This is a genomic window from Serratia sp. 201 (genome assembly GCF_037027545.1).
Lineage (GTDB): Bacteria > Pseudomonadota > Gammaproteobacteria > Enterobacterales > Enterobacteriaceae > Serratia > Serratia bockelmannii.
Map to the genome: position 1 here is coordinate 1,441,746 of NZ_JAXCHC010000002.1, position 23,936 is coordinate 1,465,681.

Annotated in this window: 15 protein-coding genes; 10 read left to right on the forward strand and 5 right to left on the reverse strand. The window is 61.0% G+C overall.

The window, feature by feature from the left end; genetic code table 11:
* Positions 1–225 precede the first annotated feature (225 nt).
* Positions 226–1,215 (forward strand): ankyrin repeat domain-containing protein, encoded by a 990-nt coding sequence (locus WA302_RS15055; RefSeq protein ID WP_089180916.1) that lies wholly within the window; start codon positions 226–228, stop codon positions 1,213–1,215.
* A gap of 67 nt (positions 1,216–1,282) precedes the next feature.
* Here WA302_RS15055 and WA302_RS15060 read toward each other — a convergent pair whose 3' ends face one another.
* Complete coding sequence (locus WA302_RS15060) at positions 1,283–2,557, reverse strand: Glu/Leu/Phe/Val family dehydrogenase (RefSeq protein ID WP_043143546.1); 1,275 nt, start codon at positions 2,555–2,557, stop codon at positions 1,283–1,285.
* A gap of 618 nt (positions 2,558–3,175) precedes the next feature.
* Here WA302_RS15060 and WA302_RS15065 point away from each other — a divergent pair.
* Positions 3,176–4,633 (forward strand): amino acid permease, encoded by a 1,458-nt coding sequence (locus WA302_RS15065; protein WP_049204055.1) that lies wholly within the window; start codon positions 3,176–3,178, stop codon positions 4,631–4,633.
* Between the two features lie 110 nt (positions 4,634–4,743).
* Positions 4,744–5,364 carry a helix-turn-helix transcriptional regulator gene (locus tag WA302_RS15070; RefSeq protein WP_016927684.1) on the forward strand — a complete coding sequence of 207 codons (621 nt, stop codon included), beginning with the start codon at positions 4,744–4,746 and terminating at the stop codon, positions 5,362–5,364.
* 67 nt (positions 5,365–5,431) lie between these two features.
* Here the strand turns inward: WA302_RS15070 and WA302_RS15075 are convergent, their stop codons facing one another.
* Positions 5,432–6,346, reverse strand: coding sequence for a LysR substrate-binding domain-containing protein (locus tag WA302_RS15075; RefSeq protein ID WP_167324320.1), 915 nt, complete (start codon positions 6,344–6,346; stop codon positions 5,432–5,434).
* A gap of 176 nt (positions 6,347–6,522) precedes the next feature.
* On the opposite strand from WA302_RS15075, the gene WA302_RS15080 reads away from it, so the two are divergent.
* A complete protein-coding gene (locus WA302_RS15080; protein ID WP_336064393.1) occupies positions 6,523–7,299 on the forward strand; it encodes an SDR family NAD(P)-dependent oxidoreductase in 777 nt (258 codons plus the stop codon).
* Positions 7,300–7,475: 176 nt separating this feature from the next.
* On the opposite strand, the gene WA302_RS15085 is transcribed toward WA302_RS15080, so the two are convergent.
* Positions 7,476–9,665 carry a TonB-dependent siderophore receptor gene (locus tag WA302_RS15085; RefSeq protein ID WP_164099690.1) on the reverse strand — a complete coding sequence of 730 codons (2,190 nt, stop codon included), beginning with the start codon at positions 9,663–9,665 and terminating at the stop codon, positions 7,476–7,478.
* 201 nt (positions 9,666–9,866) lie between these two features.
* Here WA302_RS15085 and fes point away from each other — a divergent pair, with 201 nt between their 5' ends.
* Genes fes through entS form a run of 4 tightly spaced genes read left to right on the forward strand, consistent with a single transcriptional unit; the run spans position 9,867 to position 21,335 of the window.
* Positions 9,867–11,174 carry an enterochelin esterase gene (gene fes, locus WA302_RS15090; protein ID WP_239662951.1) on the forward strand — a complete coding sequence of 436 codons (1,308 nt, stop codon included), beginning with the start codon at positions 9,867–9,869 and terminating at the stop codon, positions 11,172–11,174.
* Positions 11,175–11,204: 30 nt separating this feature from the next.
* Positions 11,205–11,429 carry an MbtH family protein gene (locus tag WA302_RS15095; RefSeq protein ID WP_049295632.1) on the forward strand — a complete coding sequence of 75 codons (225 nt, stop codon included), beginning with the start codon at positions 11,205–11,207 and terminating at the stop codon, positions 11,427–11,429.
* A 51-nt stretch (positions 11,430–11,480) separates the two neighbouring features.
* A complete protein-coding gene (locus tag WA302_RS15100) occupies positions 11,481–19,991 on the forward strand; it encodes an amino acid adenylation domain-containing protein (RefSeq protein WP_336064396.1) in 8,511 nt (2,836 codons plus the stop codon).
* A 60-nt stretch (positions 19,992–20,051) separates the two neighbouring features.
* Entirely contained in the window at positions 20,052–21,335 is a 1,284-nt protein-coding gene (gene entS, locus WA302_RS15105; RefSeq protein WP_169540912.1) for an enterobactin transporter EntS, read from the forward strand.
* Between the two features lie 4 nt (positions 21,336–21,339).
* Here the strand turns inward: entS and WA302_RS15110 are convergent, their stop codons facing one another.
* The gene (locus WA302_RS15110; RefSeq protein WP_025302868.1) at positions 21,340–21,699 is read right to left on the reverse strand and encodes a winged helix-turn-helix transcriptional regulator; all 360 of its coding nucleotides are present in this window, start codon (positions 21,697–21,699) and stop codon (positions 21,340–21,342) included.
* Positions 21,700–21,801: 102 nt separating this feature from the next.
* Between WA302_RS15110 and WA302_RS15115 the strand changes: the two genes are divergently transcribed.
* Complete coding sequence (locus WA302_RS15115) at positions 21,802–22,356, forward strand: NAD(P)H-dependent oxidoreductase (protein ID WP_043137298.1); 555 nt, start codon at positions 21,802–21,804, stop codon at positions 22,354–22,356.
* A 92-nt stretch (positions 22,357–22,448) separates the two neighbouring features.
* Positions 22,449–23,099, forward strand: a complete 651-nt coding sequence (locus WA302_RS15120; protein ID WP_072008229.1) for a LysE family translocator — start codon at positions 22,449–22,451, stop codon at positions 23,097–23,099.
* 15 nt (positions 23,100–23,114) lie between these two features.
* On the opposite strand, the gene WA302_RS15125 is transcribed toward WA302_RS15120, so the two are convergent.
* On the reverse strand, positions 23,115–23,891 hold the full coding sequence (locus WA302_RS15125; protein WP_025302865.1) for an NAD(P)H-dependent oxidoreductase: 777 nt from the start codon (positions 23,889–23,891) through the stop codon (positions 23,115–23,117).
* Between the last annotated feature and the right edge of the window lie 45 nt (positions 23,892–23,936).

The window sequence follows — 23,936 nt, forward strand, 5'->3', positions numbered from 1 at the left end:
GACTTTCTTGGCAAGAATAAAGGCCATAATTATCTTGGCGGTCTAATCAGTAATGAATTTGATTTTCGTTTGTTTCCTATGGTAGAAAAACGGCTCCCCACTAAAATGGAAGAGAAATCTGTTAGCACGCTTCATACGAATACTTCAGAGTTCTGTGATTATGACCATTGCGTAATAATGGAAAGCACTTGTTTAATTTTTTTATTATTTTGAAGGAACAAAAAAATGCCTATTTTAAATCGCTGTGCCACAGCCTGCGCACTGGCGCTGAGCCTGCTGGGGAGCTCGGTTGCAGCACACGCTGGGGAACAAGAGGAACTTACCCAAAAACTCGATGAGTCGGTAATGACGTATGCTTACTCTAAGAGCAGTAGCGATATGGACACCATTAATGAACTGATAAAAAATGGCGCTCACCCTACTATTCAAACGTTATGGTATGCCGCCTATTACAAACAGCCGGCGCTGCTCGATCGTTTTCTTGATATGTCGGTGAATGTGAATCAAGCCATCAGTGACAATGGAGAAACCGTATTGTTGTCAGCGTTGGGAAATACCGACAAGTCTGAATTATCCGATGATGACCTTCACATTTTACAGAGCTTGCTAAAAGCAGGTGCCAATACCAACGTCATTGCACAAGGGGGGACTAATACACCACTTATTGCCGCCGCCCAAAGCCAAGGAGCCGCGCCCGCGCTGGTAAAACTGTTGCTGCAATCTGGTGCGGATGCCAAGCAGGTTACCCCGCAGGGATTCTCACCGATAATGGGGGAAGGGGCGACTAATCTGGAGGTCATCAAACTGCTGGTAGCCGCCGGTACAGATCCTTATGGCGTCAGCAAGGTAGGATCAACGCCTTTGCACTTTGTTTGCACGCGGGATGCTTCCCAAGACGGCCAGCCGGACCCGCAAGCGGCACAGCGTATCGCCTTGTTGCATAAACCCGGAACCTCTATCGATGCTCAACCGCCCCAGCAACAGGCCTGGCCTGTTGGCACACCACTGCTGGAAAGCCTGACCAGCAATAATCCTGACTGCGTCAAGGCGTTGTTGGCTGCGGGTGCCGATAAAGATGCGCTGGCTTTCCCGGCAGAGTATGTGGCAGCAGATCCAAGCGTAAAAGGTAAAACGGTTCGTCAGAATATACTCGGGTCGGCAGAAAAATATCCCGACCTGTATTCGCCAGAAATCGTGGCCTTGTTTCAAAAATAGGTGAAACGAAAAAGGGGGCTTTCGCCCCCTGAAACAATGGCCCGCTCGCAGGCCAAATAAGCCGGCATCAACCTGGGTAGATGCCGCGCTCTTTACGTGCGGTCAGGATGCGCTCACAAGCCACGATGTAAGCCGCGGTGCGCAGGCTGCACTCTTTCTCTGCGGCCTTGTTCCAGACGTGGACCATCGCGTCGGTCATGATCTTGTCCATACGCTCGTTGATCTCGGACTCGCTCCAGAAGTAGCTCGCCATATCCTGCACCCACTCGAAGTAACTGACCGTTACGCCGCCGGCGTTACAGATAACGTCCGGAACTACGGTGATGTTACGGGAGCGCAGAATGTCGTCCGCTTCTGGGAAGGTTGGGCCGTTAGCCCCTTCCAGCACCAGCTTGGCGCTGAGGATTTCGGCGCGCTGGCGGGTGATCTGGCCTTCCAGCGCCGCAGGGATCAGGATGTCCATGTCAACCGACCAGAACGCTTCGCTCTCGATCTCGCTGGCACCCGGGAAGCCGGCGATCTGCTTGTGCTTGGCCTGGTATTCGGTCAGCGCGACCAGATCGATACCGTTGGCGTTGAACAGGGTAGCGGAGTGGTCCTGGATGGTGACGACGCGCGCGCCGACGCCGACGAACAGACGGGCCGCTTCGCTGCCCACGTTACCGAAGCCTTGTACCGCCACTTTGGCGCCTTCGATCTGCACGCCCAGACGCTTGGCCACTTCGCTGCCGGTGACGAACACGCCGCGGCCGGTCGCTTTCTCACGGCCCAGGGAACCGCCGAGGTGGATTGGCTTGCCTGTCACTACGCCGGTGATGGTGGTGCCGTGGTTCATGGAGTAGGTATCCATCATCCAGGCCATCACTTTGGCGTTGGTGCCGACGTCCGGCGCAGGGATGTCTTTCTGTGGCCCGATGATGAAGCCGATTTCGCTGGTGTAGCGGCGGGTCAGTCGCTCCAGTTCACCTTCAGACAGTTTGAACGGATCGACGCGGATGCCGCCCTTGGCGCCGCCGTACGGCAGGTTGACCGCGGCACACTTGATGGTCATCCAGGCGGACAGGGCCATCACTTCGTTCAGATCGACGTCAGGGTGGAAGCGGATACCGCCTTTACCCGGCCCGCGCGACAGGTTGTGCTGTACGCGGAAACCTTCGAAGTGACGGATGGTGCCATCGTCCATCTGCAGCGGGATATCAACAATCAAAGCGCGTTTAGGGTGACGCAGCGTATCAACCCAGCGTGAGAGGTCGCCGAGGTAAGGGGCGACGCGATCGATTTGTTGCAGATATGTAGCCCAAGCGGTGGTGCTGCTGTCTGAAGCGTAGGATAGCTTTTCCATAACCAACCTTTATATTTTAGAGGTATTTATTTCGTTTAACCGTGGATTAGCAAGCGCATAACACTTTGCGACGCTAAATTTACCACTAATTATGCCGGTTGTTAGCCCCCCTCTCATCGGGCCAGCGGACGGTTTTTCGCCGCCTGCAGGGCGGCAAATGAATAGTTAATTACTTTTTGTCGACGGTGAGCGAGTTCATGCATATTTTATGCATATAAAGCGCATAAAACCCCTTTTTATCTATTTTTCAGAAGCTTGAATGTGATCAAAAAGTTTCATTTTATTTAACTGCCATGTTGACAATGGCATTTCCCCTCGCCAGAGTTAAATTAATGTTAAAACGACTCCGGCGTCGTTTTTTTGTTGCACAAGGGAAAGCATAACTATTTGATATTGTAGTATTTACCCACCACGCTCAGGCTATGTTCGCCAAACGTGGGCGATACGACGGCTCACGAGAGCATTTTCTCGGTACCCATTATTATTACCTCCCTGTTACAACGGGGCGGGCAGCGTTCGGTCTCACTTTTTTGCCGGTTAGAACGCTCACGGGCGTTTCACTCCTGCTGCAGCCGCATATCGGTTGCTTAATCGCCTTAATGACGGACAGGTAACACCATGACAAAAAATCACTGCGATCGGCTGAACCCAGGTTCAGCCGAGGGGCCAAACTGTGCCCAAACCTTGCAGCGCGGGCTGAGCGCGCGCCACATTCAACTGATTTCGATCGGCGGCGCCATCGGCACCGGGCTGTTTATGGGCGCCGGGAAAACCCTCGCGCTGTCGGGCACCTCCATCGTACTGACTTACGCCATCGTCGGCTTTTTCATGTTCATGGTCATGAGGGCGATGGGGGAGTTGCTGCTCACGCGGCTCGATTACCGTTCGTTCGCCGATTTCGTCTCCGAATACCTGGGGCCGCGCGCCAGCTTTTTTCTCGGCTGGTCCTACTGGCTGAGCTGGGTCGTGACCTGCATTGCCGACGTGGTGGTGTGCGGCGGCTACGTGCAGTATTGGCTGCCTAACGTCTCGCCCTGGTTGCCAGCGCTGCTGACGCTGGGGTTTCTGTGTCTGTTCAATATGCTGTCGGTCAAGATGTTCGGCGAAGCCGAATTCTGGTTTGCGATGATCAAGGTGGTGGCGATCGTCGCGTTGATCGCCACCGGCGCCTGGATGGTGTTCAGCGGATGGACCTCGCCGGATGGCGTGACCGCTTCGCTGTATAACGTCACCGATCCCGCCATTTTCATGCCGCACGGCATCTTCGGCTTTTTCGCCGGGTTCCAGATCGCCATTTTCTCCTGTACCGGCATCGAGCTGCTGGGCACGATGTCGGCGGAGACCAAAAACCCGCAGAAGGTGTTGCCGAAGGCGATCAACGCGATCCCGGCGCGCATCATCGTCTTCTACGTGTGCTCGATGCTGACCATTATCGCCGTCACCTCGTGGAGCCACATCTCGCCGGACAGCAGCCCGTTCGTGATGCTGTTCGATCGGGCGGGGCTGCCGGCTGCCGCCGCGGTGATCAACTTCGTGGTGCTGACTTCGGCGATGTCCTCGGCCAACAGCGGGGTGTATTCCAGCACCCGCATGCTGTACAGCCTGTCGATGGAAAAGCACGCCCACGGTCAGTTCCGCATTCTGTCTCGCACCACGGCCATTCCGATCCGCAGCCTGCTGTTTTCCTGCTTCTGCATGGTGGCCGGCACCTTGCTGCTGATACTGGTGCCGAACGTCATGACGCTGTTCACCATCGTCTCTACCGTGGCGGCGATCCTGGTGGTCTACAGCTGGGGCATGATTTTGGTCGCCTACCTGGTGTATCGCCAGAAGCGACCGGATCTGCACGCCGATTCCAATTTCAAAATGCCAGGCGGGGTCGCGATGGCCTGGCTGACGCTGGCATTCTTCGCCTTTACGCTGGTGCTGATGGTGTTCGATAGCGATACGCTGATCGCGCTGTGCAGCATGCCGCTGTGGTTTACCACGCTCGGGCTGATCTGGCGCTATCGGGTCCGCGACAGCGTGGCGCGCGAGAGCTACGTGTTTTATCGGCGTGGCACCGAGGCGGAATAACCGGCAAAGGATACGCCGCTTGCTGCCGCTCCACTCGGCAAGCGGCGGCAACTGCGGTATGCTAAGCGGCTGAACAGCAAACCAAACCGGGCCATACGGAGACCCCCAGCGTGCCGAACTCTTCTTCTCAACTCGAACTTTTGCGCTCGGTCGCTGACGGCATCGCGGCGCTGTTTTTCCCGAATGCGGAAGTGGTGATCCACGATCTGGCCACCAACAAGATTGCCTATCTGGCGAACAACCTGTCGAAGCGCAAACCGGGCGACGACGCCGGGCTGGAAGACTTCGAGCTCGATGGCGGCGCCGGCGTGACCGGCCCCTATGAGAAGCTGAACTGGGACGGCAAAAAGATGCGTTCGGTGAGCATTGCCGCACGCGACGAACAGGGCAAGCCCAGCTATCTGCTGTGCATCAACCTGAGCACCGCGATGTTCGAGGACGCCCGCAACGCGCTGGACATGTTCCTGTCGGTCACGCGATTGCAACCTCAGCCACAAGAGCTGTTCAAAGACGACTGGCAGGAGAAGATCAACACTTTCCTGCACGATTGGCTGCGGCGCGAAAACGCCGCGCTCGGCGCGCTGAGCCGCGAACAAAAACGGCGACTGGTCAGCGATCTCTACCATCAGGGCGCGTTCAAGGCCAAAAGCGCCGCGGACTACATCGCCAACGTGCTGTCGATGGGGCGCGCCACGGTGTACAAGCACTTGCGGGAATTGAAGCAGGAGTAAAGGCGGCGGGAAAGGGCACGACGCCCCAGGGCGAATGCCGAGGTAGCGCAATAGCTGCGATGATCGTTTATGAACGGTCTGAGACGACGTCCTGAAGAAGCCAGTCGTGGAAAATTTTCACTTCATCACGCATGACATGTTGCTGCGGGGTGACCAGATAGTAGGACCATCTAAGTGGCCAGCGATGGTCGGGATGGAGATGAACCAACTGCCCGTTCTCGATAAGCTGCTTTACCAGAGCGTTTCGAACGATGGCCACGCCCCTGCCGCTCAGCGCCGACAGGATCACTGCTGAAGTAGAATTGATATGCAGCCCGCTTTCCCGCGTTTCGGGCGCACCGACCGCTCTCAATACATCACCCCATGATGGAAAATCCGCACCAGGATGCGGCGTGTCATCGTGAATGAGTTTTTGCGAGGCGAGCCATTCACTGCAGGCCATTTTCTCGGGGGGAGCCAGGCGTGGACTGCAGACCAGCACGGCTTCCTCATCCATTAGCCAGGTTTTACTCACGCCGGGCCACTCTCCCTGTCCACAGCGAATGCCGATATCTGCCTCGCCATACGACACGTCCATCAGCCTTTCCGTGACGTTAAGCCGCAGATCGATATTCTCATGCGTTTCCGCAAACCGGTTCAGGCGGTCCATCAGCCAGTTCATCATCAGTACCTGGGACGCCGTCACCACGACCACCGAGCGTGACCGGCGACCACGAAGCTTACTTAAACCGGTTTCCAGTTTATCGAGACCTTGAGTGATATCTTGTAGGGCCTCCTGCGCTTCGTCTACCAGCGTCAGTCGCTCCTTGCCAGAGCGGGTGCGGTGAAGAAGCGGGTGTCCGACCCAGTCTTCCAGCGAACGGACCAACTGACCTACGGCGGCGGGTGTGACACCCAGCTCCTGTGCCGCGCCGGTAAAACTGCCATGCCTGGCGGTGGCTTCAAAAGCGTGCAGCCATTTAAGTCGGTTTAACGATCGCATTGTGATCATCCTGATTCATTCTTTTCCTCAGTATACGCCGGCGAGAAAGATTTTCTTTCCTGTGTCGCAATTTCTTCTCAGTCGTCAATCGGTTTTCAGGGTGGCAATCTGGTTTCACACGATGAGAAGCCAGGCTTCTTATTAATGACAACCAGATGAATGTAAAGAGGTTAGCGATGAATACATCTTTTGCTGGCAAAAAACTGTTAGTGGTCGGCGGTACAAGCGGTATGGGCTTCGAAACGGCGAAGCGGGTCCTGAAAAGCGGCAGCAGCGTGGTGCTTGTTGGCCATCGTCAGGACAAAGCCGAGCAGGCCTGTCAGGCGCTGGCTGCAGACGGCCAGGTTTCCGTCATCGTTGCAGATCTGATGAAAGAAGAAGGTCTGCAGCATGTAGTGAACATCATTAACGCCGAACACAAAGATATCAGCCTGCTGGTCAATGCGGCTGGCGTGTTCTTCCCGAAACCGTTTACAGAACATGAAGCGTCAGACTATGACATGTACATGAGCATTAACCGCGCCACGTTTTTTATCACCCGCGACGTAGTGCGCAATATGGTCGAGGCCGATATCAAAGGCGCTATCGTCAATATTGGCTCTATGTGGGCACGACAGGCCATCGGTGCCACACCGTCTTCAGCCTACTCAATGGCCAAAGCCGGTCTGCACGCGCTGACCAAAAACCTGGCTATTGAACTGGGTGAAAAAGGGATCCGTGTGAATGCGGTTTCTCCAGCTGTCGTTCACACGCCGATTTATGAGGGCTTCATTCCGAAAGACGACGTGAAGGATGTGATGAACAGCTTCGACAGCTTTCATCCGATCGGACGCGTGGGTTCATCGGTCGACATCGCGGAAACCATCACTTTCCTGCTTTCTGACAAGACTGGCTGGGTGACCGGCGCTATCTGGGATATCGATGGCGGCGTGATGGCGGGGCGTAACGCCTGATGACCATGCCGCACGAGTTAACCCGCGTGCGGCATGGGGATTGGACAAAGGCGTGGGTTGCAAGGGGCAGCATCTTACGGCCCCTTGCTCATTTTCATTTATCGCCCGAAAACGTCATCAATACCTTCAGAAAAACGCTAACTGACAAACATTACGATGTTGGCCACCCCTTTTTGTTACCAGCGGTAGTTGACCGAAGCGATGATGCTGCGGCCGCTGCCGTAGAAGCAGGCGTACTCGCCGCTGCAGGATGAGACGTATTTCTTGTCCGTCAGGTTCTGCACGTTGAGCTGGAGCGCCGCACCGCGCAGCGCCGACGAAGCCTGGCCGAGGTCATATTTCACCATGGCATCGTACAGCGTGTAGTGCGGCACGTCGTACTGGCCGGTGGCGTCGGCCGGCGCATCGCCGATGTAACGCACGCCGCTGCCGACGGTCAGGCCGTTCAGCGCACCGCTCAGGACGCTGTAGCTGCCCCAGGCGGAGGCCGCGTGGCGCGGGATGCCCGCCGGGCTGTGGCCAATTTCATCCGCCGAGTTGGAGTCTTTGGTCACTACGTCGGTGTAGGTATAAGCGGCGGTCAGCGTGATCTCCGGCGTAGGCTGAGCGTGCACTTCCGCCTCAATCCCTTTGGATTTCACCTCACCGATCTGCTCGTAGGCGGAGGTGAGACGGTTGTAAGACGCCACATTGCGTTGGGTGATGTCGAACCAGGAGAGGGTCAGCAGGGTGTTGCCGTCCGGGATCTGGTACTTCACGCCCACCTCGGTTTGTTTGCCGGTGGTCGGCTTGAGCGGATCGGCGCCCGCGGCACTTGGGTACAGGTTAGGATCGAACGAGGTACTGTAGCTGACATACGGTGAAATGCCGTTGTCGAAGGCGTAGAGCAGGCCCGCGCGGCCGGTGAACTGGGCATCGTTATAGGTCTGCTCTTTGCCGCCGCTGGTGCGATCGCGGGTGTTGACCTGCGACCAGTCCTGACGGCCGGACAGCAGCAGGTTCCAGTTATTCCACTCCAGCTGGTCCTGCAGATACACCCCGACCTGATTCAGCGTCTTCAAATCGCTGGAAGCCAGCGCCAACGTGCTGCCATCGATGCTGGGGCGAACCGGGTTGGCCCAGTCGATCGGGTAATCGTTACCGCGATCGCGATACATCTTCGAATCGATATGGCTGTAGCGGTAATCCAACCCGCCCAGCACCGTGTGCTTCACCTCGCCGGTGTCGAACAAACCCTTCAGCTGGTTATCCACGCCAAACTCGTTGGTCATCTGCGTTTCATGCTGCGCCATGCGGGTGACGGTGTGGTCGTTGACCGTCGAGTTTACGTTATAAACCAGATATTTATAGTCTTCATCACGGTGGGTGAAGCGCAGGTTCTGGGTAAACGACAGCGCATCGCTGAAGTTATGCTCGAGGCTGTAGCCGATCGACGCCTGTTCGCGCCGCGACTTGTTGAAGCTGGGTTCGCTGACGTTGAAGTCGTAAGGCACGTAGCCCGCGCTGGTCGGGAACAGCGTGCCGGAACGCGGCAGGAAGTTACGCGATCCGGCTTTCGGATCGTTCTGGTAGCTGGTCAACAGCGTAAAGCTGGTATCTTCGTTCGGCAGCCAGGTGAAGGCCGGGGCGATGGCCACCCGTTGCTGCTTGCTGTCTTTGACAAACTCATGTTCGGTTCGGGCGATACCGTTCAGGCGGTAGAACAGGGTGTTGTCGTCGTTAAGTTTGCCGCCAAAATCAAACGCCGTTTCCGCCAGATGGCGGTTGCCGGTGCTGAATTTGACTTCGTGAATGCTCTGGGCGGTGGGGCGTTTACTGGTCATCACCACCACGCCGCCGGGGCTGACCTGGCCGTACAGCACGCCGGCCGGGCCGTGCACCATCTCCACGCGCTCCAGCAGCCAGGGATCGATCTGCCCGGCGCCGCCGTTTTGGCTCGAGAGGCCAAAGTGCAGGCCGTCGAGCAGCTTGGGCGCATAACGGAAGCCGCGGCTGATCACTTCGTCATTGCGGTTGGAGTTGCCGCGGTAGGTGGTGATCACCCCGCTGGTGTAGTTCAGCGCGTCGGCGACCGACGCCGGCTCCTGATCGTTCATCTGCTCGCGCGTGACCACCGAGATGGACTGCGGCGTCTTGCGCAGAGCGGTGGCGGTCTTGGTGCCGGCAGCGCTCTCTTTGGCGACGCTCCCTTTGACCGGCGCGGTCACGCTGTTTTGCGCGTCGGCGGTCACCAGAATCGTCTCGTCCGCTGCGGCGGACGCGTGTGGCGCCAAGGGCAGTAAGGCCAGCGCCGATCCCAGCAACAGACGCTTGGCGGACATCGCCTCCGCGTTCGCGTTTTCTATCCCTTTGTTTTTAGTCTTCATTATCTCTCCTGAATACCTGCTTTTGTGTGTCATGCCACCCTGATAAACCCCGAAATGCCGACAAGCGGTCTTGTCCCGTCGACGTGGAGACGTCGTGTTTGCACGACGGTAAAAATCCGACAAATAGTATTGAAAATGATAATGAGTATCAATACGATTGTCAGGTTTTGTAAAAGACACTCATGTTATGTAAGGGGCGCTATGGAGTTTTTGCCGGAAAAGAGGCCAGAAAACGGTCGTGAGGGATTGGCGGCGCAGTGGCTGCGTGAAGAGGCGGCAGGGCAATCCGCGTGGTGGCAGAAGGTTGCCGCTCAGGGCACGCCTGTCGTCGAACCGCACGATGACAGTCACGTCAAAATGACCTGGCTATGGCGCGATCCCGCCGGCGATGAACGGCACTCGCCGATATGCCGCGTTTACGCCGATATCAACGGCATTACCGATCACCACAGCACGTCCCCCAGCGGCCTGACCCGGCTCCCCGGCACCGACGTTTGGTACGGCTCGGCCGTAGTCGATCGCCGCTGGCGCGGTAGCTACAGCCTGATCCCCATTACCGACCGGGATCTTCCCCCCGCATTCAGCGACGACGAAACGTTGCGCGACCGCCAGCAGCGTGCCTGGTGGGTATCGCTGTCCCCGTTGGCGATTGCCGATCCGCTGAATCGTCTCTCGTTGGGACCGTCTCATCGCCCGCGGCCCGTATCCCTGGCGCAAGGGCCGGATGCCGACGATCAAAGCGCCTGGCAGGCCGTCGATCGGCCACTGGAGGAGGCGCGGCTGCAGCTTTTCCAGTGGCAGAGCGAACGGCTGGATAACCAGCGGCGAGTTTGGCTGTATGCCAGCGGCGACGCGGCGATGAAAGCGAATCGCCCGCTGGTGCTGCTGCTCGATGGCCAAAACTGGATCGAAAAGCACGCGCTGTTGCCGGTGATCGAGCACGAAACCGCACAAGGGCACCTGCCGGCCGCATGTTGGCTGCTGATCGATGCGATCGACGGCGAACACCGGGAAAACGAGCTGCCTTGCAACGCCGCGTTTTGGCAGGCGGTGATCGACGAACTGTTGCCGCAGGCGCAGCGGCGCGAACCCTTCAGCGAGGCAGGGGCGCGCACCGTCGTCGCCGGCCAGAGCTACGGCGGGCTGGCGGCGTTATATGCCGGGTTGCACTGGCCAGAGCGCTTCGGCCACGTGCTGAGCCAGTCCGGCTCCTTCTGGTGGCCTACGGTGCAATTCGTTACCCAGTTCGAAAAACGCCACGAACTGGAGGAAGGCTGGCTGATACGCCAGGTTCGGCAACGCAGCGCAGCGGCAGCCACGCTCACCGTAATTCAGCAAGCCGGCGATCGGGAGGCGGACATCGAATTCGTCAATCGCCAGATGCATCAGGCGCTGACGGCGGCAGGGCACCGCGCCGAATACCGCGTGTTTTCCGGCGGGCACGATGCGCTCTGCTGGCGCGGTGGCCTGGTGGACGGCGTGCGCCAACTGCTTTCCGCGATGGAATAACCCACACATTTTGACAGACAGGTAAGGCAAATGACTCAGGAACAACAAAACCCGTTCGATGACGAAAATCTCCGTTTCTCCGTGCTGATCAACGCGCAACAGCAATATTCGCTGTGGCCGCAGTTTGCCGATACGCCGCAGGGATGGCGCGTGTTGATGGGGCCGGCGTCACGCGGTGAATGCATCGACTACATCGAAACGCACTGGCAGGACATGCGGCCGGCGGCGCTGAAAGCGGCGGATGCGGCGCGTTAAGCGCCAGGCAGCCACATCGATACATTCCGTTTGAGGGAAAGGACAGACACCATGTCAGAAACGCTTTCTTTACCGGATACTCAGGTCGAGTATCGGGATTATCCGCTGGTTGCTGCGCAACCGGGGATCTGGATCGCCGACCAAATCGCGCTGCGGCGTAACAGCTTCGCCGTGGCGCACTACACCGAATTGCACGGCGCTATCGATCGTTCGGCGCTGGAGCGCGCGATCCGTCAGGGGCTGGCCGAAGCGGATACGGTTCAGGCGCGGTTCTTTGAGGCGCAGGACGGCCAGCCGGTGCAGCGTCTCCCGTTGATAGCCGACCCTGCGCGCGTACAGGCGCCGGAGTGGTTCGATTTCAGCGCGCAGCCGGACGCCGAACAGGCGGCGCTGGCGCTGATGAACGACGATCTGGCGCAGGATTTGCCTGCGGACGGCGAACGGTCGCTTTATCGCCATGCGATAATCCGCGTCAGCGCCGATCGTTGGTTTTGGTACCAGCGCTTTCATCATCTGACCCTGGACGGCTTCAGTTTCGAAGCCATCACCCGCCGGATCGCCGATATCTATCGCGCGCTGCGCCACGGGCTGTCGCCGGTGTCCTCGCCGTTTACCCCGTTCGGCAAGGTAGTGGAAGAGTTTCAGCAATGGCAAACGTCGCCCGCACGTGAGCGGGCGGCCGAATTTTGGCGCCAGCATCTGCGCGAACTGCCGTCGCCGCTGTCATTATCGACGGAAAGCCGGGAGGTTGAACCGGGCGCCCGGCCGCTCAAACAGGTGCTGGTGCTGCCGGAGTCACTGTTTGACGAAGCGCTGCGCGACGACGCGTTGCAGGCGCTGCAACCGGCCGACATCGTCACGGCGGCGCTGGCGATGTATCTGGCGCGCATGAGCGGCGAAACCCGCTTCTCAGTCGGTTTTCCTTTCATGCGGCGGATGGGGTCGCAGGCGCTGGCGGCGGTCGGCCCGGTGGTCAACGTGCTGCCGCTGCTGCTGAACGTGACGCCGGAGCTGTCGCTGGCGGACGTCTGCCAGGCGACCGTAGCGCAGATCAAACAGGCGCGCCGCCATCAACGCTATGAGGCGGAGCAGATCAAGCGCGATCTCGGCCTGGTCGGTGGCCATCAGGAACTGTACGGGCCGGTGATCAACGTCAAGGTCTACCACAGCGCCTTGTCGTTCGACGGCCAAGCGGCCGTTACCCATACGCTGGCGATGGGGCCGGTCGATGACCTGGAGTTTGAGATCGGCTTTCGCAACGGCGTGCTGACGCTGTCTCTGGTCGCCAACCCGGCCAAATACTCGCCGCGCACCTTGCATCATCACGCGGAGCGCATCGGCCATTGGCTGCAGCAGTTGGCGCGACAGCCGCACCAGCCGAACGCTCAACTGGCGCTGATCGGCGAAGGGGAGCTAAGGCAACTCGCGGCCTGGGGGCGCGGCGCCGATCTGACGCCGCCGACGGGCATGGTGTCAATCTTGGATGCGTTCCAGCGCCAGGTTGAGCGCCAGCCTGAGGCATTGGCGGTGGCCTGCGGCGACGAGCGCCTCAGCTACCGGCAGCTCTCCGAACGGGTGATGCAGTTGGGGCGAGTGCTAATCGAAAGCGGCATCGGCGCTGAAGACGTGGTGGCCATCGGCATTCCGCGCTCGGTGGACACGCTGGTCGCGCTGTTCGGCGTGTTGGCCAGCGGCGCGGCCTATATGCCGCTCGATCTGGATTACCCGCGTGAACGCCTGGCGCTGATGTGCGACGACGCGCGGCCGGTAATGTTGCTGACCCACCGCGCGACGCAGCTCAATATGCCGGATCTGCCGCAGGTATTGTGCCTGGACGACGCAGCGTGCCTGGCGCGCTGCGCGGCTGCCGAGGCGACGCCGATAACGGACGACGAACGGCGTGCGCCGCTGAACGAGGCGCATCTGGCCTATATGATTTACACCTCCGGTTCGACCGGCAAACCCAAGGGCGTCATGTCCACGCACCGCGGGCTGCTGAACCTGTTCCTGTCGCACCAGGCCTCTCTGTTTGGCCCGGCGATCGAAAAATTCCAGGCTCGCCACGCGCGCCGCTTGCGCGCCGGCCATACCGCCTCGTTTTCTTTCGACTCCTCCTGGGAACCGCTGTTCTGCATGATGATGGGCAGCGAACTGGTTATCTTCGACGAGGAGCTGCGCCGCGACCCCTGGGCGCTTCTGGAACAAACCCAACAGACGCCGATCGATCTGCTGGACATCACGCCGTCGTTCTTCTCACAACTGGTGGACTGCGGCCTGCTGAAGGGGCAGTTCCCGCTGCCGGCGTTCGTGATGATCGGCGGCGAGGCGGCGACGCCGACGCTGTGGAACCTGATGCAGCAGCATCCGGAGGTGGAGATCCACAACTATTACGGCCCGTCAGAATATACCGTCGATACCCTCGGCGCGCCGGTCACGGCCGCCGATCAGCCGGTGATCGGTCGTCCCCTCGCCAATACCGCCGTCTGGCTGCTCGACAGCCGGCTGCAGCCGGTGCCGATCGGCGCGGCGGGCGAGCTGTACATTTCCGGCAAAGGCATCGCGCGCGGTTACCTGCGGCGCCCGGATCTGACGGCGGCGCGCTTTGTCGCCAACCCGTTCGCCGAAGGCGAGGTGATGTACCGCAGCGGCGATCTGATGCGCTGGAGCGCAGAGGGCCAGCTGGTATTCATTGGCCGGACCGATCACCAAATCAAGGTGCGCGGCTTCCGCGTCGAGCTGGGTGAGGTGGAAAGCGCCTTGGCCGCCTTGCCGGACGTGGGGCGGGCGGTAGTGATCGCCGAGCCGATCGGCGCCACCTATCGCCTGATCGGTTATTGCTCGGTGCAGAATGACGCGCGGCGCGCCTCACCCACGCTGCAAAGCGAACTGCTGGGGCAACTGGCGCAGCGTCTGCCGGATTATATGGTGCCGGCGATCCTGGTGGTGATGCCGGAGCTGCCGCTTAACGTGAATGGCAAGATTGACCGCCAGGCGCTGCCAAAACCGCAGGAGACGCTGGCGCAAAGCATTCGCGAGCCGGCCACCGAGCAGGAAAGGCTGATTTGCGGCGCCATGGCGCAGCTGCTGGGGATGGATCGCGTCGGTGCCGACGACGATTTCTTCGCGCTCGGCGGCGACAGCATCTCGGCGATGGGGCTGGGTACCGCCCTGCGGCGCAAAGGGTATCTGCTGCGGCCGCGCGAGATCTTCGCGCTGCACACCCCCGCGCGCATGGCGCAGGCGATGCAGCCGCTGGCCATAGACTCTCAGGCTACACGCAGCGTACAGCAAGGCCCGATCGACGGGCTGCCGATCCTGCACTGGTTTGCCGAGACGGGCGATATGCATCGCCGCTTCGCGCACGGCGTTTTCCTGCGTGTACCTGCCGAGCTGCAGCCGCAACAGCTGCGTTATGCGTTGGAACAGCTGCACACGGCACACCCGGCGCTGGGCGCGCGGATCCGCGACGGTCAGTTGGTGGTTGAAACCGCCGTCGCCGGTGAGCTGATGCAGGTTAATACCGTGTCCGGTGAGCTGGAATCAGCGGCAGAACAGGCGTTTGATGCCGCGCTTGACCATCTCGATCCGGCGGCCGGCGCCATGATGCAAGCCATCCTGTTGCAGCGCGACGAGCAGAGCCTGGGGCTGGTGCTGGCGATCCACCATCTGGTGGTCGACGGCGTTTCCTGGCGCATCTTGCTCGACGAACTGCGGCAAGTGGCCGACAGCGCCATGCAGGGGCAGCCGATCACGCTGCCGCCGGAAGAAACCTCGCTCTATGAGTGGTCTGCACGCCTACGAGCCGACGTCGAACGCCGCGAAGCCGAGCTGCCGTTCTGGCGGCAGATGCTGGCGGACGACGTGCCGCGTTTGGGCCGGCGCGCGCTGGATCCGCAGACCGATCGCCTCGCCTCGGTGAGCGAACGGCGCACGCTGATCGACAGCCGGCTGACCGCCGCGTTGCTCGGCACCTTGCCGCAGAACTATCGCGCCCAGGTTGAAGAGATCATGCTGTGCGCGCTGGCTCAGGCCTGTCGCCAGCGTTTCCAGGCCGCTTCGCTGCGTTTCTCTCTGGAGTCGCACGGCCGCGCCGAACTGGACGACGGCCTCGATCTGGCCCGCACCGTCGGCTGGCTGACGGCGGAGTATCCGCTGCGCATCGAACTGCATGACGCTGAGCACAATGAGGCCGTGCGCGCGGTGAAACGGGCGACGCGTGCGGTAGCCGATCGCGGCATCGGTTACGGCCAGCTGCGTTATCTGCATCCGCGGCGTGACGAACTGGCGGCGCTGGCGCAGCGCAATGCGCCGGAGATTTTATTCAACTACCTCGGGCGCTTCAGCCAGGACGAGGGGAACTGGGCGCCGCAACGCAGCCAAACCCGCTTCCGCGACGCCTTCGCCGTGGCGCAGGATGCGCAGCAGGCGCTGTCGTATGGCCTGGAGGTGAATATCTTTGTCGAAGAGCGGCGCGACGGCGCCTGCCTGGCGATCAACTGGAGCTGGCTGGAGGGGATTTTCAGCGAGAGCGACATTACGCAGCTGCACAGCGACATCGAGCAAGCGGTGCGTGCACTGTGCGAATTTGCCGAACGGCATCCCGATCGCGCGGCGGCGACGTTGGTAGCGGCCGAGATCGCCCAGCCGAACGTTGACGATGAAACGGTGCGCGCCTGGGAGCGGGAGTGCGGGCCGTTAGCCGCGGCGCTGCCGCTGTTGCCGTTGCAACACGGCCTGCTGTTCCATGCGCAGACCGCGCAGCAGGGCGGCAGCTATAACTCGCTGACGCGCCTGAGCCTTTGCGGCGAACTGGACGCGCATCGCCTTCAGCAGGCGCTGGATGTGGTGATCCGCCGCCATCCGCAGCTGGCCGCCCGATTCAACCGCGAGGGTGAGCCGCTGCAGCTGATACCGCAGGAAAGCCATTGGCCGCTGGACAGCCACAGGCTGCCGCCGCTGTCCGCCGAACAAGAAGCGCTGGCGCTGAATCAATTGGAGCAGCAGGAACTGCAGCGCGATCTGTTCAACCAGCCGGGCGCAATGCTGCATGCGCTGCGGGTCAAACACGGCGATAGCGAACGCTACACGCTGTTCCTTAACGCGCACCACCTGATTGTCGACGGCTGGTCGACGCCGGTGGTGCTCAACGATCTGATGCTGGCCTTGCGTGAAGGCGAGCAGGCGCTGCCGCCGCTGCGTTCGAACTACGCCGATATCGTGCGCCGCCTGACCGCGCGGGATGCCGAAGCCTCACGCCGCCTCTGGCGCGAGACGCTGCAGGATGTGCGCCCGACGTTGCTGTTCGGTGAAACGCAGGACGATCGCGTGCATGAGCTGGAAATGACGCTGCCGCCGGCCGAGGAAAGGCGCTTGCTGACCCTGTGCCGCGAACGCGGGTTGACGCTCAATACCGTGATGCAGGGCATTTGGGCGCTGCAGCTGGCCAGCTGTTGCGGCCATCAGGACGTGGTGTTCGGCTCGCCGGTTTCCGGCCGCTTTGGCCAGATAGAAGGGGTCGAGGAACACGTTGGCCTATTCAGCAACACGCTGCCGGTGCGGGTTCGTCTGCAGCATGACCGTTCGTTGACGGAACAGCTGACCGAACTGCAGCACCGGCAGATTGAACTGCTGGAGCACGACGATTTGGGGTTGGGGGAGATCCAGCATCTGGCCGGCGCGGGCACGCTGTTCGATACGTTGTTGGTGGTAGAGAACTACCCGGACAACGACGCCCTGCTGGGCGACGCAGGTTCCTTGCGCTGCGATGCTATCCACAACAAAGGCTATACCCACTATCCGCTGACGCTGCTGGTGCTGCCGGGCGACCGTCTGCGCCTGCTGATGGAGTACCGCGACTCGGTGCCGCAGCCTGAACGCTTCGCCGCACGGCTGATGGCGCTGCTGCAACAGTGGATTGCGCAACCGGATCTGCCGTTGCCGCGCTGGCAGTTGCAAATCCCGCAGGAGCAGGCGCTGATCGCGGCGGTCAACCGCACCGGGCAGGCGGTGGCGGACACCACCTTGCATCAGGCGATCGCCGATCAAGCGCGGCGCACGCCGGAACGCATCGCGCTGCAGGATGCCGGGCACAGCCTCAGCTACCGTGACATGCAGCGCCAGGCCGCGCTGTTGGCCGAACGGTTGACGGCGGCCGGCATTCAGCCGGGCGATATCGTCGCGGTGGCGTTGCCGCGTTCCGTGCGCCTCAGCCTGGCGCTGACGGCGATTGTGCAAACCGGCGCCGCCTGGCTGCCGCTGGATACCGGTTACCCGGATGAGCGTCTGGCCTACATGGTGGCAGACGCCAAGCCACGGCTGATTATCACCGAGAGCGCCTTGGATGCCCGTTTTGCCGCGCTGGCGCCGACGTTGCGGTTCGATGCGCTGGACGACAGCGGGCGCGAACCGGCGCCGCGCCCACCGGCGGGGAACGGCGATTATCCCGCCTACGTGCTGTATACCTCCGGCTCTACCGGGCGGCCGAAAGGCGTGGTGGTGAACCACCGGGCGATCGTCAACCGCCTGTTCTGGATGCAGCACGAGTATGCGCTCGATGCGCAGGACGTGGTCTTGCAGAAAACGCCGTGCAGCTTCGACGTTTCCGTCTGGGAGTTCTTCTGGCCGCTGATGGTCGGCGCGCGCCTGGTGATGGCGCCGCCGGAGGCGCACCGCGATCCGCAGGCGCTGACGACGTTGATTGACGACTATGGCGTGACCACGCTGCATTTCGTTCCATCCATGTTGGCTATCTGGGTGGAGGCCTTGAACGAGCGGGCGCCACAGCGCGCCGCCGCCAGCCTGAAACGCGTGTTCTGTAGCGGCGAAGCGCTGTCGTGTGAACTGGCTTCCCGCTATCAGGCGTTGGTTACCGCACCGCTGCACAACCTGTATGGCCCGACGGAGGCGGCGGTCGATGTCACCTATCAACCGGCGTCCGGCGCGGCATTGGCGGCGGTGAACGGCGCCGGCGTGCCGATCGGCAAACCGGTCTGGAACACCCAACTGAGCATTCTCGACGCCATGCTGCGGCCGGTGCCCGTCGGCTGCGCCGGCGATCTCTACCTGCGCGGCATTCAGCTGGCCGATGGTTATCTGCATCGGCCGGGATTGACGGCGCAGCGGTTTGTCGCCGATCCCGCCGGCAACGGCGCGCGCATGTATCGCACCGGCGATATCGCCCGCTGGCTGGAAGACGGCAGCGTCGAGTATTTGGGGCGCAGCGACGATCAGCTGAAGATCCGTGGCCAGCGTATCGAGCTGGGCGAAATCGAGCAGGCGCTGCTGGCACAGCCGGGGGTAGCGCAAGCGGCGGTGCACGCCATCGAACTGGGCGAGGGCGCGACGGGGCTGGGCGGGGCCGATATGCGCCAGCTGGTTGCCTGGCTGATCGCCCAACCGGGCGTGACGCTGGATACCGGCGCGCTGCATCAGGCGCTGGAGCAACGTTTGCCGGCGCACATGATGCCGGTCAGCTATGTCATGACCGACAGCTTCCCGCTCAGTGCCAGCGGCAAACTGGATCGCAAGGCATTGCCACGGCCGCAGCTGAGCCACCAGAGCGGCCGCACGCCGGAGAGCGACAGCGAGCGCCTGCTGGCAGCGCTGTTCGGGGAACTGCTGGGGCGTGAGACGGTGTATGCCGACGACGACTTCTTCGCGCTGGGCGGCCATTCGCTGCTGGCGATGCGTCTGGCGGCGGAGCTGCGTCGGCGCGTCCCTCGGCCACTGAGCGTCGGGCAAATCATGTTTGCCCGTAGCCTAGAGAAGATGGCGCACCTGCTCGATGACGCACAGGCCGCCAACTCGGCCGAGAGCCGTGGCGTCGGCGAGTGCCTGCAGCTGCGGGCGGGTCAAGGCCCCGCGCTGTTCTGCCTGCATCCGGCTTCCGGTTTCGCCTGGCAGTACTCGGGGCTGAGCCGTTATCTGCCAGGGAACTACCCGATCATCGGCCTACAGTCGCCAAGGCCGGATGGCGCTATCGCCACCTGCGAGGACATTGAGCAGATGGTCGATCGTCATCTGGCCAATCTGCGCCGCCTGCAGCCGCAGGGACCTTATTACCTGCTGGGCTATTCGCTCGGCGGCACGCTGGCGCACTCGATGGCCGCGCGCCTGCAGCAGCAGGGTGAAGAGGTGGCGTTCCTCGGCATGCTGGATACCTATCCGCCGGAAGGCCAGGATTGGACCGGCCCCAGCGAGGAGGACGCGCAGAAAGAGGTGGCACAGGAACAGGCCGAGTTTATGGCGGAAGATCATGGCGATCCGGCGCTGATGGCGGAGAAGGCGGCGATGTTCGACAGCATCGTCGCCAACTACCGCGACGCGGTGCGCATTCTGTCTCAGGCGCGCAGCCGGCGCTTCCACGGCACGGCAACGCTGTTTGTCGCCGACCAGACGCTACCGCCGGAGATGGATATCGACGCCGTGTGGGCGCCGTATCTGGATGGATTGATCTGCCATCATCAGCGCTGCGAACACGCGGACATTCTGTCGCCGGTTTCGCTGGAAACGCTTGGGCCGCTGTTGCATTCGCTGCTGACGCGGCAATACGGGTTGGTATAACGCAACCGGGCCGGGGGGCGTGCGTCCCGGCCCGCACTAAAACATGACATGCAGGACACTATGGCCAGACCTTCTTTTTTTCTTGATTTCAGTTTGCTGAGAAGCAATGCGCATTTCCGCGCGATTTTCTGCGCCCGCATGCTGTCGGTGTTTTCCCTCGGCATGTTAGCGGTAGGGGTGCCGATTCAGATCCAGGCGATGACTGGCTCCACCTTGCAGGTGGGCGTGGCGGTGGCGCTGGACGGGGTGGGCATGTTTATCGGCCTGATGCTGGGCGGGGTGCTTGCCGATCGCTACGATCGCCGCAAGCTTATCCTGTTTGCGCGCGGCACCTGCGGGCTGGGCTTTGTCGCCCTGAGCCTGAACGCCTTCGCCCCGGCACCGTCGTTGTGGGCGCTCTACCTGCTGGCGGCCTGGGACGGCTTCTTCGGCGCGCTGGGTATGACGGCGCTGATGGCCGTGATCCCGCTGCTGGTCGGGCGTGAAAACCTGGCGGCGGCAGGGGCCTTGAGCATGGTGACGGTGCGCATCGGCGCGATCCTCGCACCGGCGCTGGGCGGGATTATCATCGTGTTCGGGGGTGTCGGTCTCGCCTTCGCCGTCGCGGCGGCAGGGACGCTGGGCACCCTGGTCCCGCTGGTGCGCTTGCCGACGCTGCTGCCGCAGCAGCAGGAGCCGGAACACCCGCTGCGCGCGCTCGCCAGCGGCTTCCAGTTTGTCTGGCGCAATAAGGTGGTCGGCTCGGTGGTGCTGCTGGGGATGCTGATGAGCATCGTCGGCGCCGTCAGGGTGCTGTTCCCGGCGCTGGCGCAGGACGCTTACCACGTTGGCGCGTCCTCTATCGGCCTGATGTACTCCGCGGTGCCGCTCGGTGCGATGCTGGGCGCGCTGACCAGCGGCTGGGTGGGGCGATACGCTCGCCCTGGCGTGCTGATCCTGGTCGCCGCTATCGTCGCGTTCACCGCCATCGCGTCACTGGGGCTGTTCAGCCACCTGGCGCCGGCGCTGCTGGCGCTGGTGTGCTACGGCTACGCCAACGCTATCGCCTCACTTCTGCAGTTCATGCTGATCCAGAGCAACACGCCGGATCATTTGCTGGGACGGGTGAACAGCCTGGGCACCGCGCAGGACGTGACCGGCGACTCGATCGGTGCGCTGGGGCTCGGCGTACTGGGCAGGGTGTTCACCCCGTTGATGAGCGTGCTGTCGTTTGGTGCATTCGCCGCCTTGTTGGGCGTGCTGGTGGCTTTCAGCGTGCGCACGCTGCGCCAGTGCCGGCCGGCGGACGCGTTGGTTGAGCACGACGATCCCGCTCCGGCAACCTCAGCGGCGGCGGACAACTAACCCCTCAGGGCACCGGCTGTTCCGGCCGGTGCTGTTCCCCCCAGTTACACATCATGTCGATCACCGGGATCAGCGAACGCCCGCGTTCGGACAGGCTGTACTCCACCTTGGGCGGGATCTGCGGATACTCCTTTCTCACCACCAGGCGATCTTTTTCCAGCTCTTTCAGCGTCGAACTCAGCGTTTTGTACGAAATGGTGCCGATGCAGCGCTGCAGCTCGTTGAACCGCAATACTGGCTTATACAGCGCCAGCCAGTAGAGAATAATCATTTTATATTTGCCGTTGATCACCGACAGGGTGTAGCCATAGCCGGTGTCTTCGAGACTGATGCCCGTTGGGCTGCAGTGAGATTCGGCGGTCATTTTATACTTTCTCCAAGGTAAGTATGTGTCGTGAGTGTGCGTATTTTACATTCTGTCAGCATACCCTAAGATGCGTCGAAACACCTGACTGGAGAAATCAGTATGAAAACCTTGGTGATCGTGGCCCATCCCGATATGGCGAACTCGGTGGTTAACAAACGTTGGCTGGAGGAACTGCGTCGCTATCCGGAGCGGTATACGGTGCACGAATTGCATCAGGCCTATCCGGACTGGCAGATCGACGTCGCCAAAGAACAGCAGTTGATTGAAGCGCATGACAACATCGTGCTGCAGTTCCCGATTTACTGGTTCAGCAGCCCGCCGCTGCTGAAAAAATGGCTGGACGACGTGCTCACCTACGGCTGGGCCTACGGTTCCCGCAGCGGCTATAAGATGCAGAACAAGAAACTGGCGCTGGCGGTCACGGCGGGCGTGCGCGCAGAAGATTACGCGCGTGAAGGGCGTTATCGCTACTCGCTGGAGGAGATCTTCCGGCCGTTTGAAGTGACCGCCGATTACGTGCGGGCTGATTATGCCTCGTTCTTTGCCTTTTACGGCAAGGAAGCCGCTTCGGACGGGACGGTGGAACCGCTGCAATCCCACGAATTGGATAGCAGCGCGCAAGGCTATCAGGCATTTCTCGCCGCCCTGAGTTAACGACACTCCCCGGATGCGCCTGATAGTGCTGTTGCGAATGTCCGGGGAGGAATATGATTGCCGTATCCTTTGACTCGCCGGTGATAACCCCCATGCCTTCAGCCGAAACGTTTATTGCTTTTCTTGTTGCACTCACCCTTCTGGAACTCTCTCCCGGACCGGACATGATGCTCACGCTGGCCCGGGGTATCGGCCAAGGCCGTCGCATCGCGCTGCTCAATGTTTTCGGCATGGTTTTTGTCGCCGGTATGGTGCAGGTTTCCATGCTGGTGCTCGGCCTCGCCACGCTGCTGCATAGTTATCCGCTGGCGTTGGACGTATTGCGTTGGGTTGGGGCCGCCTATCTGGTCTGGCTGGGGATAAAAATGCTGAAGGTAAGCCGGCAGCGTTCCGATGCCGTGCTGAAACCCCGGATGATGACCGGGTGGCAGGCGGTGAAAGAAGGGGCAATTAACAGCCTGACCAACCCTAAGTCGCTGCTGTTCATGTTTGCTTTCCTCCCGCAGTTTGTTAACCCTGAAACCGGGCCGGTTTGGTTGCAATTGCTCGTTTTAGGTTCCATTCAGAAGCTGGCCGGGATCCTTTCGCTGGGCTCTGTCGCTATGGCCTCCGGCACCGTGGGGCAATGGCTCGCCCGCAATCCTCGGTTGTTGGTGTGGCAGCAGAGATTTACGGGCTTGGTCATGATGGGATTGGGCGCCAAACTCCTCCTCGGGGGCGGCGCTGCGTCAGCGCCGCGATAAGAGGAGCGGTTCGCGCTATTTCAGGTGAATGCTAAAACCGTCTTGCCCCGGCGCGAGATGTGCTTTCAGCGTCAGCTGCGGGATCAGGTAGTCACCGGCGTTCTGCCGCCGAAACGGAATCGGCTCAGTGTGCCACAGATTATCGAGCCGCTGTCCGAGCTGTTCACACAGGGCGGCGAAGCGCGTCTCGTCGGTCTTTCCGGCACGATAGGTGACAAACGGCGGTAACACCTCGAATCCCGGGTAATGCAGTATGCCGTGCTGGATCGGAAACAGGATATCGTCGATCGGCCCGTTGACACCGCGCGGGGCGTAATGGGATTCCCACCCGCCGGCGCTGACGATCAGCATCGCCCGTTTGCCCGCCAACATACCCTCGCCGTAACGGTCGCCCCAATGCGTATCGGAATGCTCACCGACGCCATAGGCAAAACCATAGGCATAGACACGCTCGAACCAGCCTTTCAGAATCGCCGGCATCGAGAACCACCACAGCGGAAACTGTAGCAGCACCGCGTCCGCCCAGCGCAATTTTTGCTGCTCCCGTTCGATATCGGCGCTCTGCACGCCGTTGGCAAACGCGCGCTGGGAATCCAACGAAGGATCGAAACGGGGCCCTGATGCACCTTCCAGGCTGTCGTTGGCGTCAAGTGCCGCTTTCCACTTCATGGCGTACAGATCGGACACCTGTACCTGATGACCGGCCTGCGTCAGGCGCTCAACGGCGAAGTTTTTCAGTGAGCCGGTCAGCGACTGCGGCTCCGGGTGGGCGTAAACAATCAGCACATTCATAACAACGCTCCTTGGTGTGAGAGCTGCAGGTTAGGGCGTCACAAG

What these genes read in the sequence shown, in the direction of transcription:
- WA302_RS15115 (WP_043137298.1), top strand. Translation starts at nt 21,802, where the DNA reads ATGAAAACCTTGGTGATCGTGGCCCATCCCGATATGGCGAACTCGGTG.
- fes (WP_239662951.1), top strand. Translation starts at nt 9,867, where the DNA reads ATGGAGTTTTTGCCGGAAAAGAGGCCAGAAAACGGTCGTGAGGGATTG.
- WA302_RS15085 (WP_164099690.1), bottom strand. Translation starts at nt 9,665, where the DNA reads ATGAAGACTAAAAACAAAGGGATAGAAAACGCGAACGCGGAGGCGATG.
- WA302_RS15100 (WP_336064396.1), top strand. Translation starts at nt 11,481, where the DNA reads ATGTCAGAAACGCTTTCTTTACCGGATACTCAGGTCGAGTATCGGGAT.
- WA302_RS15060 (WP_043143546.1), bottom strand. Translation starts at nt 2,557, where the DNA reads ATGGAAAAGCTATCCTACGCTTCAGACAGCAGCACCACCGCTTGGGCT.
- WA302_RS15110 (WP_025302868.1), bottom strand. Translation starts at nt 21,699, where the DNA reads ATGACCGCCGAATCTCACTGCAGCCCAACGGGCATCAGTCTCGAAGAC.
- WA302_RS15120 (WP_072008229.1), top strand. Translation starts at nt 22,449, where the DNA reads ATGCCTTCAGCCGAAACGTTTATTGCTTTTCTTGTTGCACTCACCCTT.
- WA302_RS15095 (WP_049295632.1), top strand. Translation starts at nt 11,205, where the DNA reads ATGACTCAGGAACAACAAAACCCGTTCGATGACGAAAATCTCCGTTTC.
- WA302_RS15080 (WP_336064393.1), top strand. Translation starts at nt 6,523, where the DNA reads ATGAATACATCTTTTGCTGGCAAAAAACTGTTAGTGGTCGGCGGTACA.
- WA302_RS15125 (WP_025302865.1), bottom strand. Translation starts at nt 23,891, where the DNA reads ATGAATGTGCTGATTGTTTACGCCCACCCGGAGCCGCAGTCGCTGACC.
- entS (WP_169540912.1), top strand. Translation starts at nt 20,052, where the DNA reads ATGGCCAGACCTTCTTTTTTTCTTGATTTCAGTTTGCTGAGAAGCAAT.
- WA302_RS15055 (WP_089180916.1), top strand. Translation starts at nt 226, where the DNA reads ATGCCTATTTTAAATCGCTGTGCCACAGCCTGCGCACTGGCGCTGAGC.
- WA302_RS15075 (WP_167324320.1), bottom strand. Translation starts at nt 6,346, where the DNA reads ATGCGATCGTTAAACCGACTTAAATGGCTGCACGCTTTTGAAGCCACC.
- WA302_RS15065 (WP_049204055.1), top strand. Translation starts at nt 3,176, where the DNA reads ATGACAAAAAATCACTGCGATCGGCTGAACCCAGGTTCAGCCGAGGGG.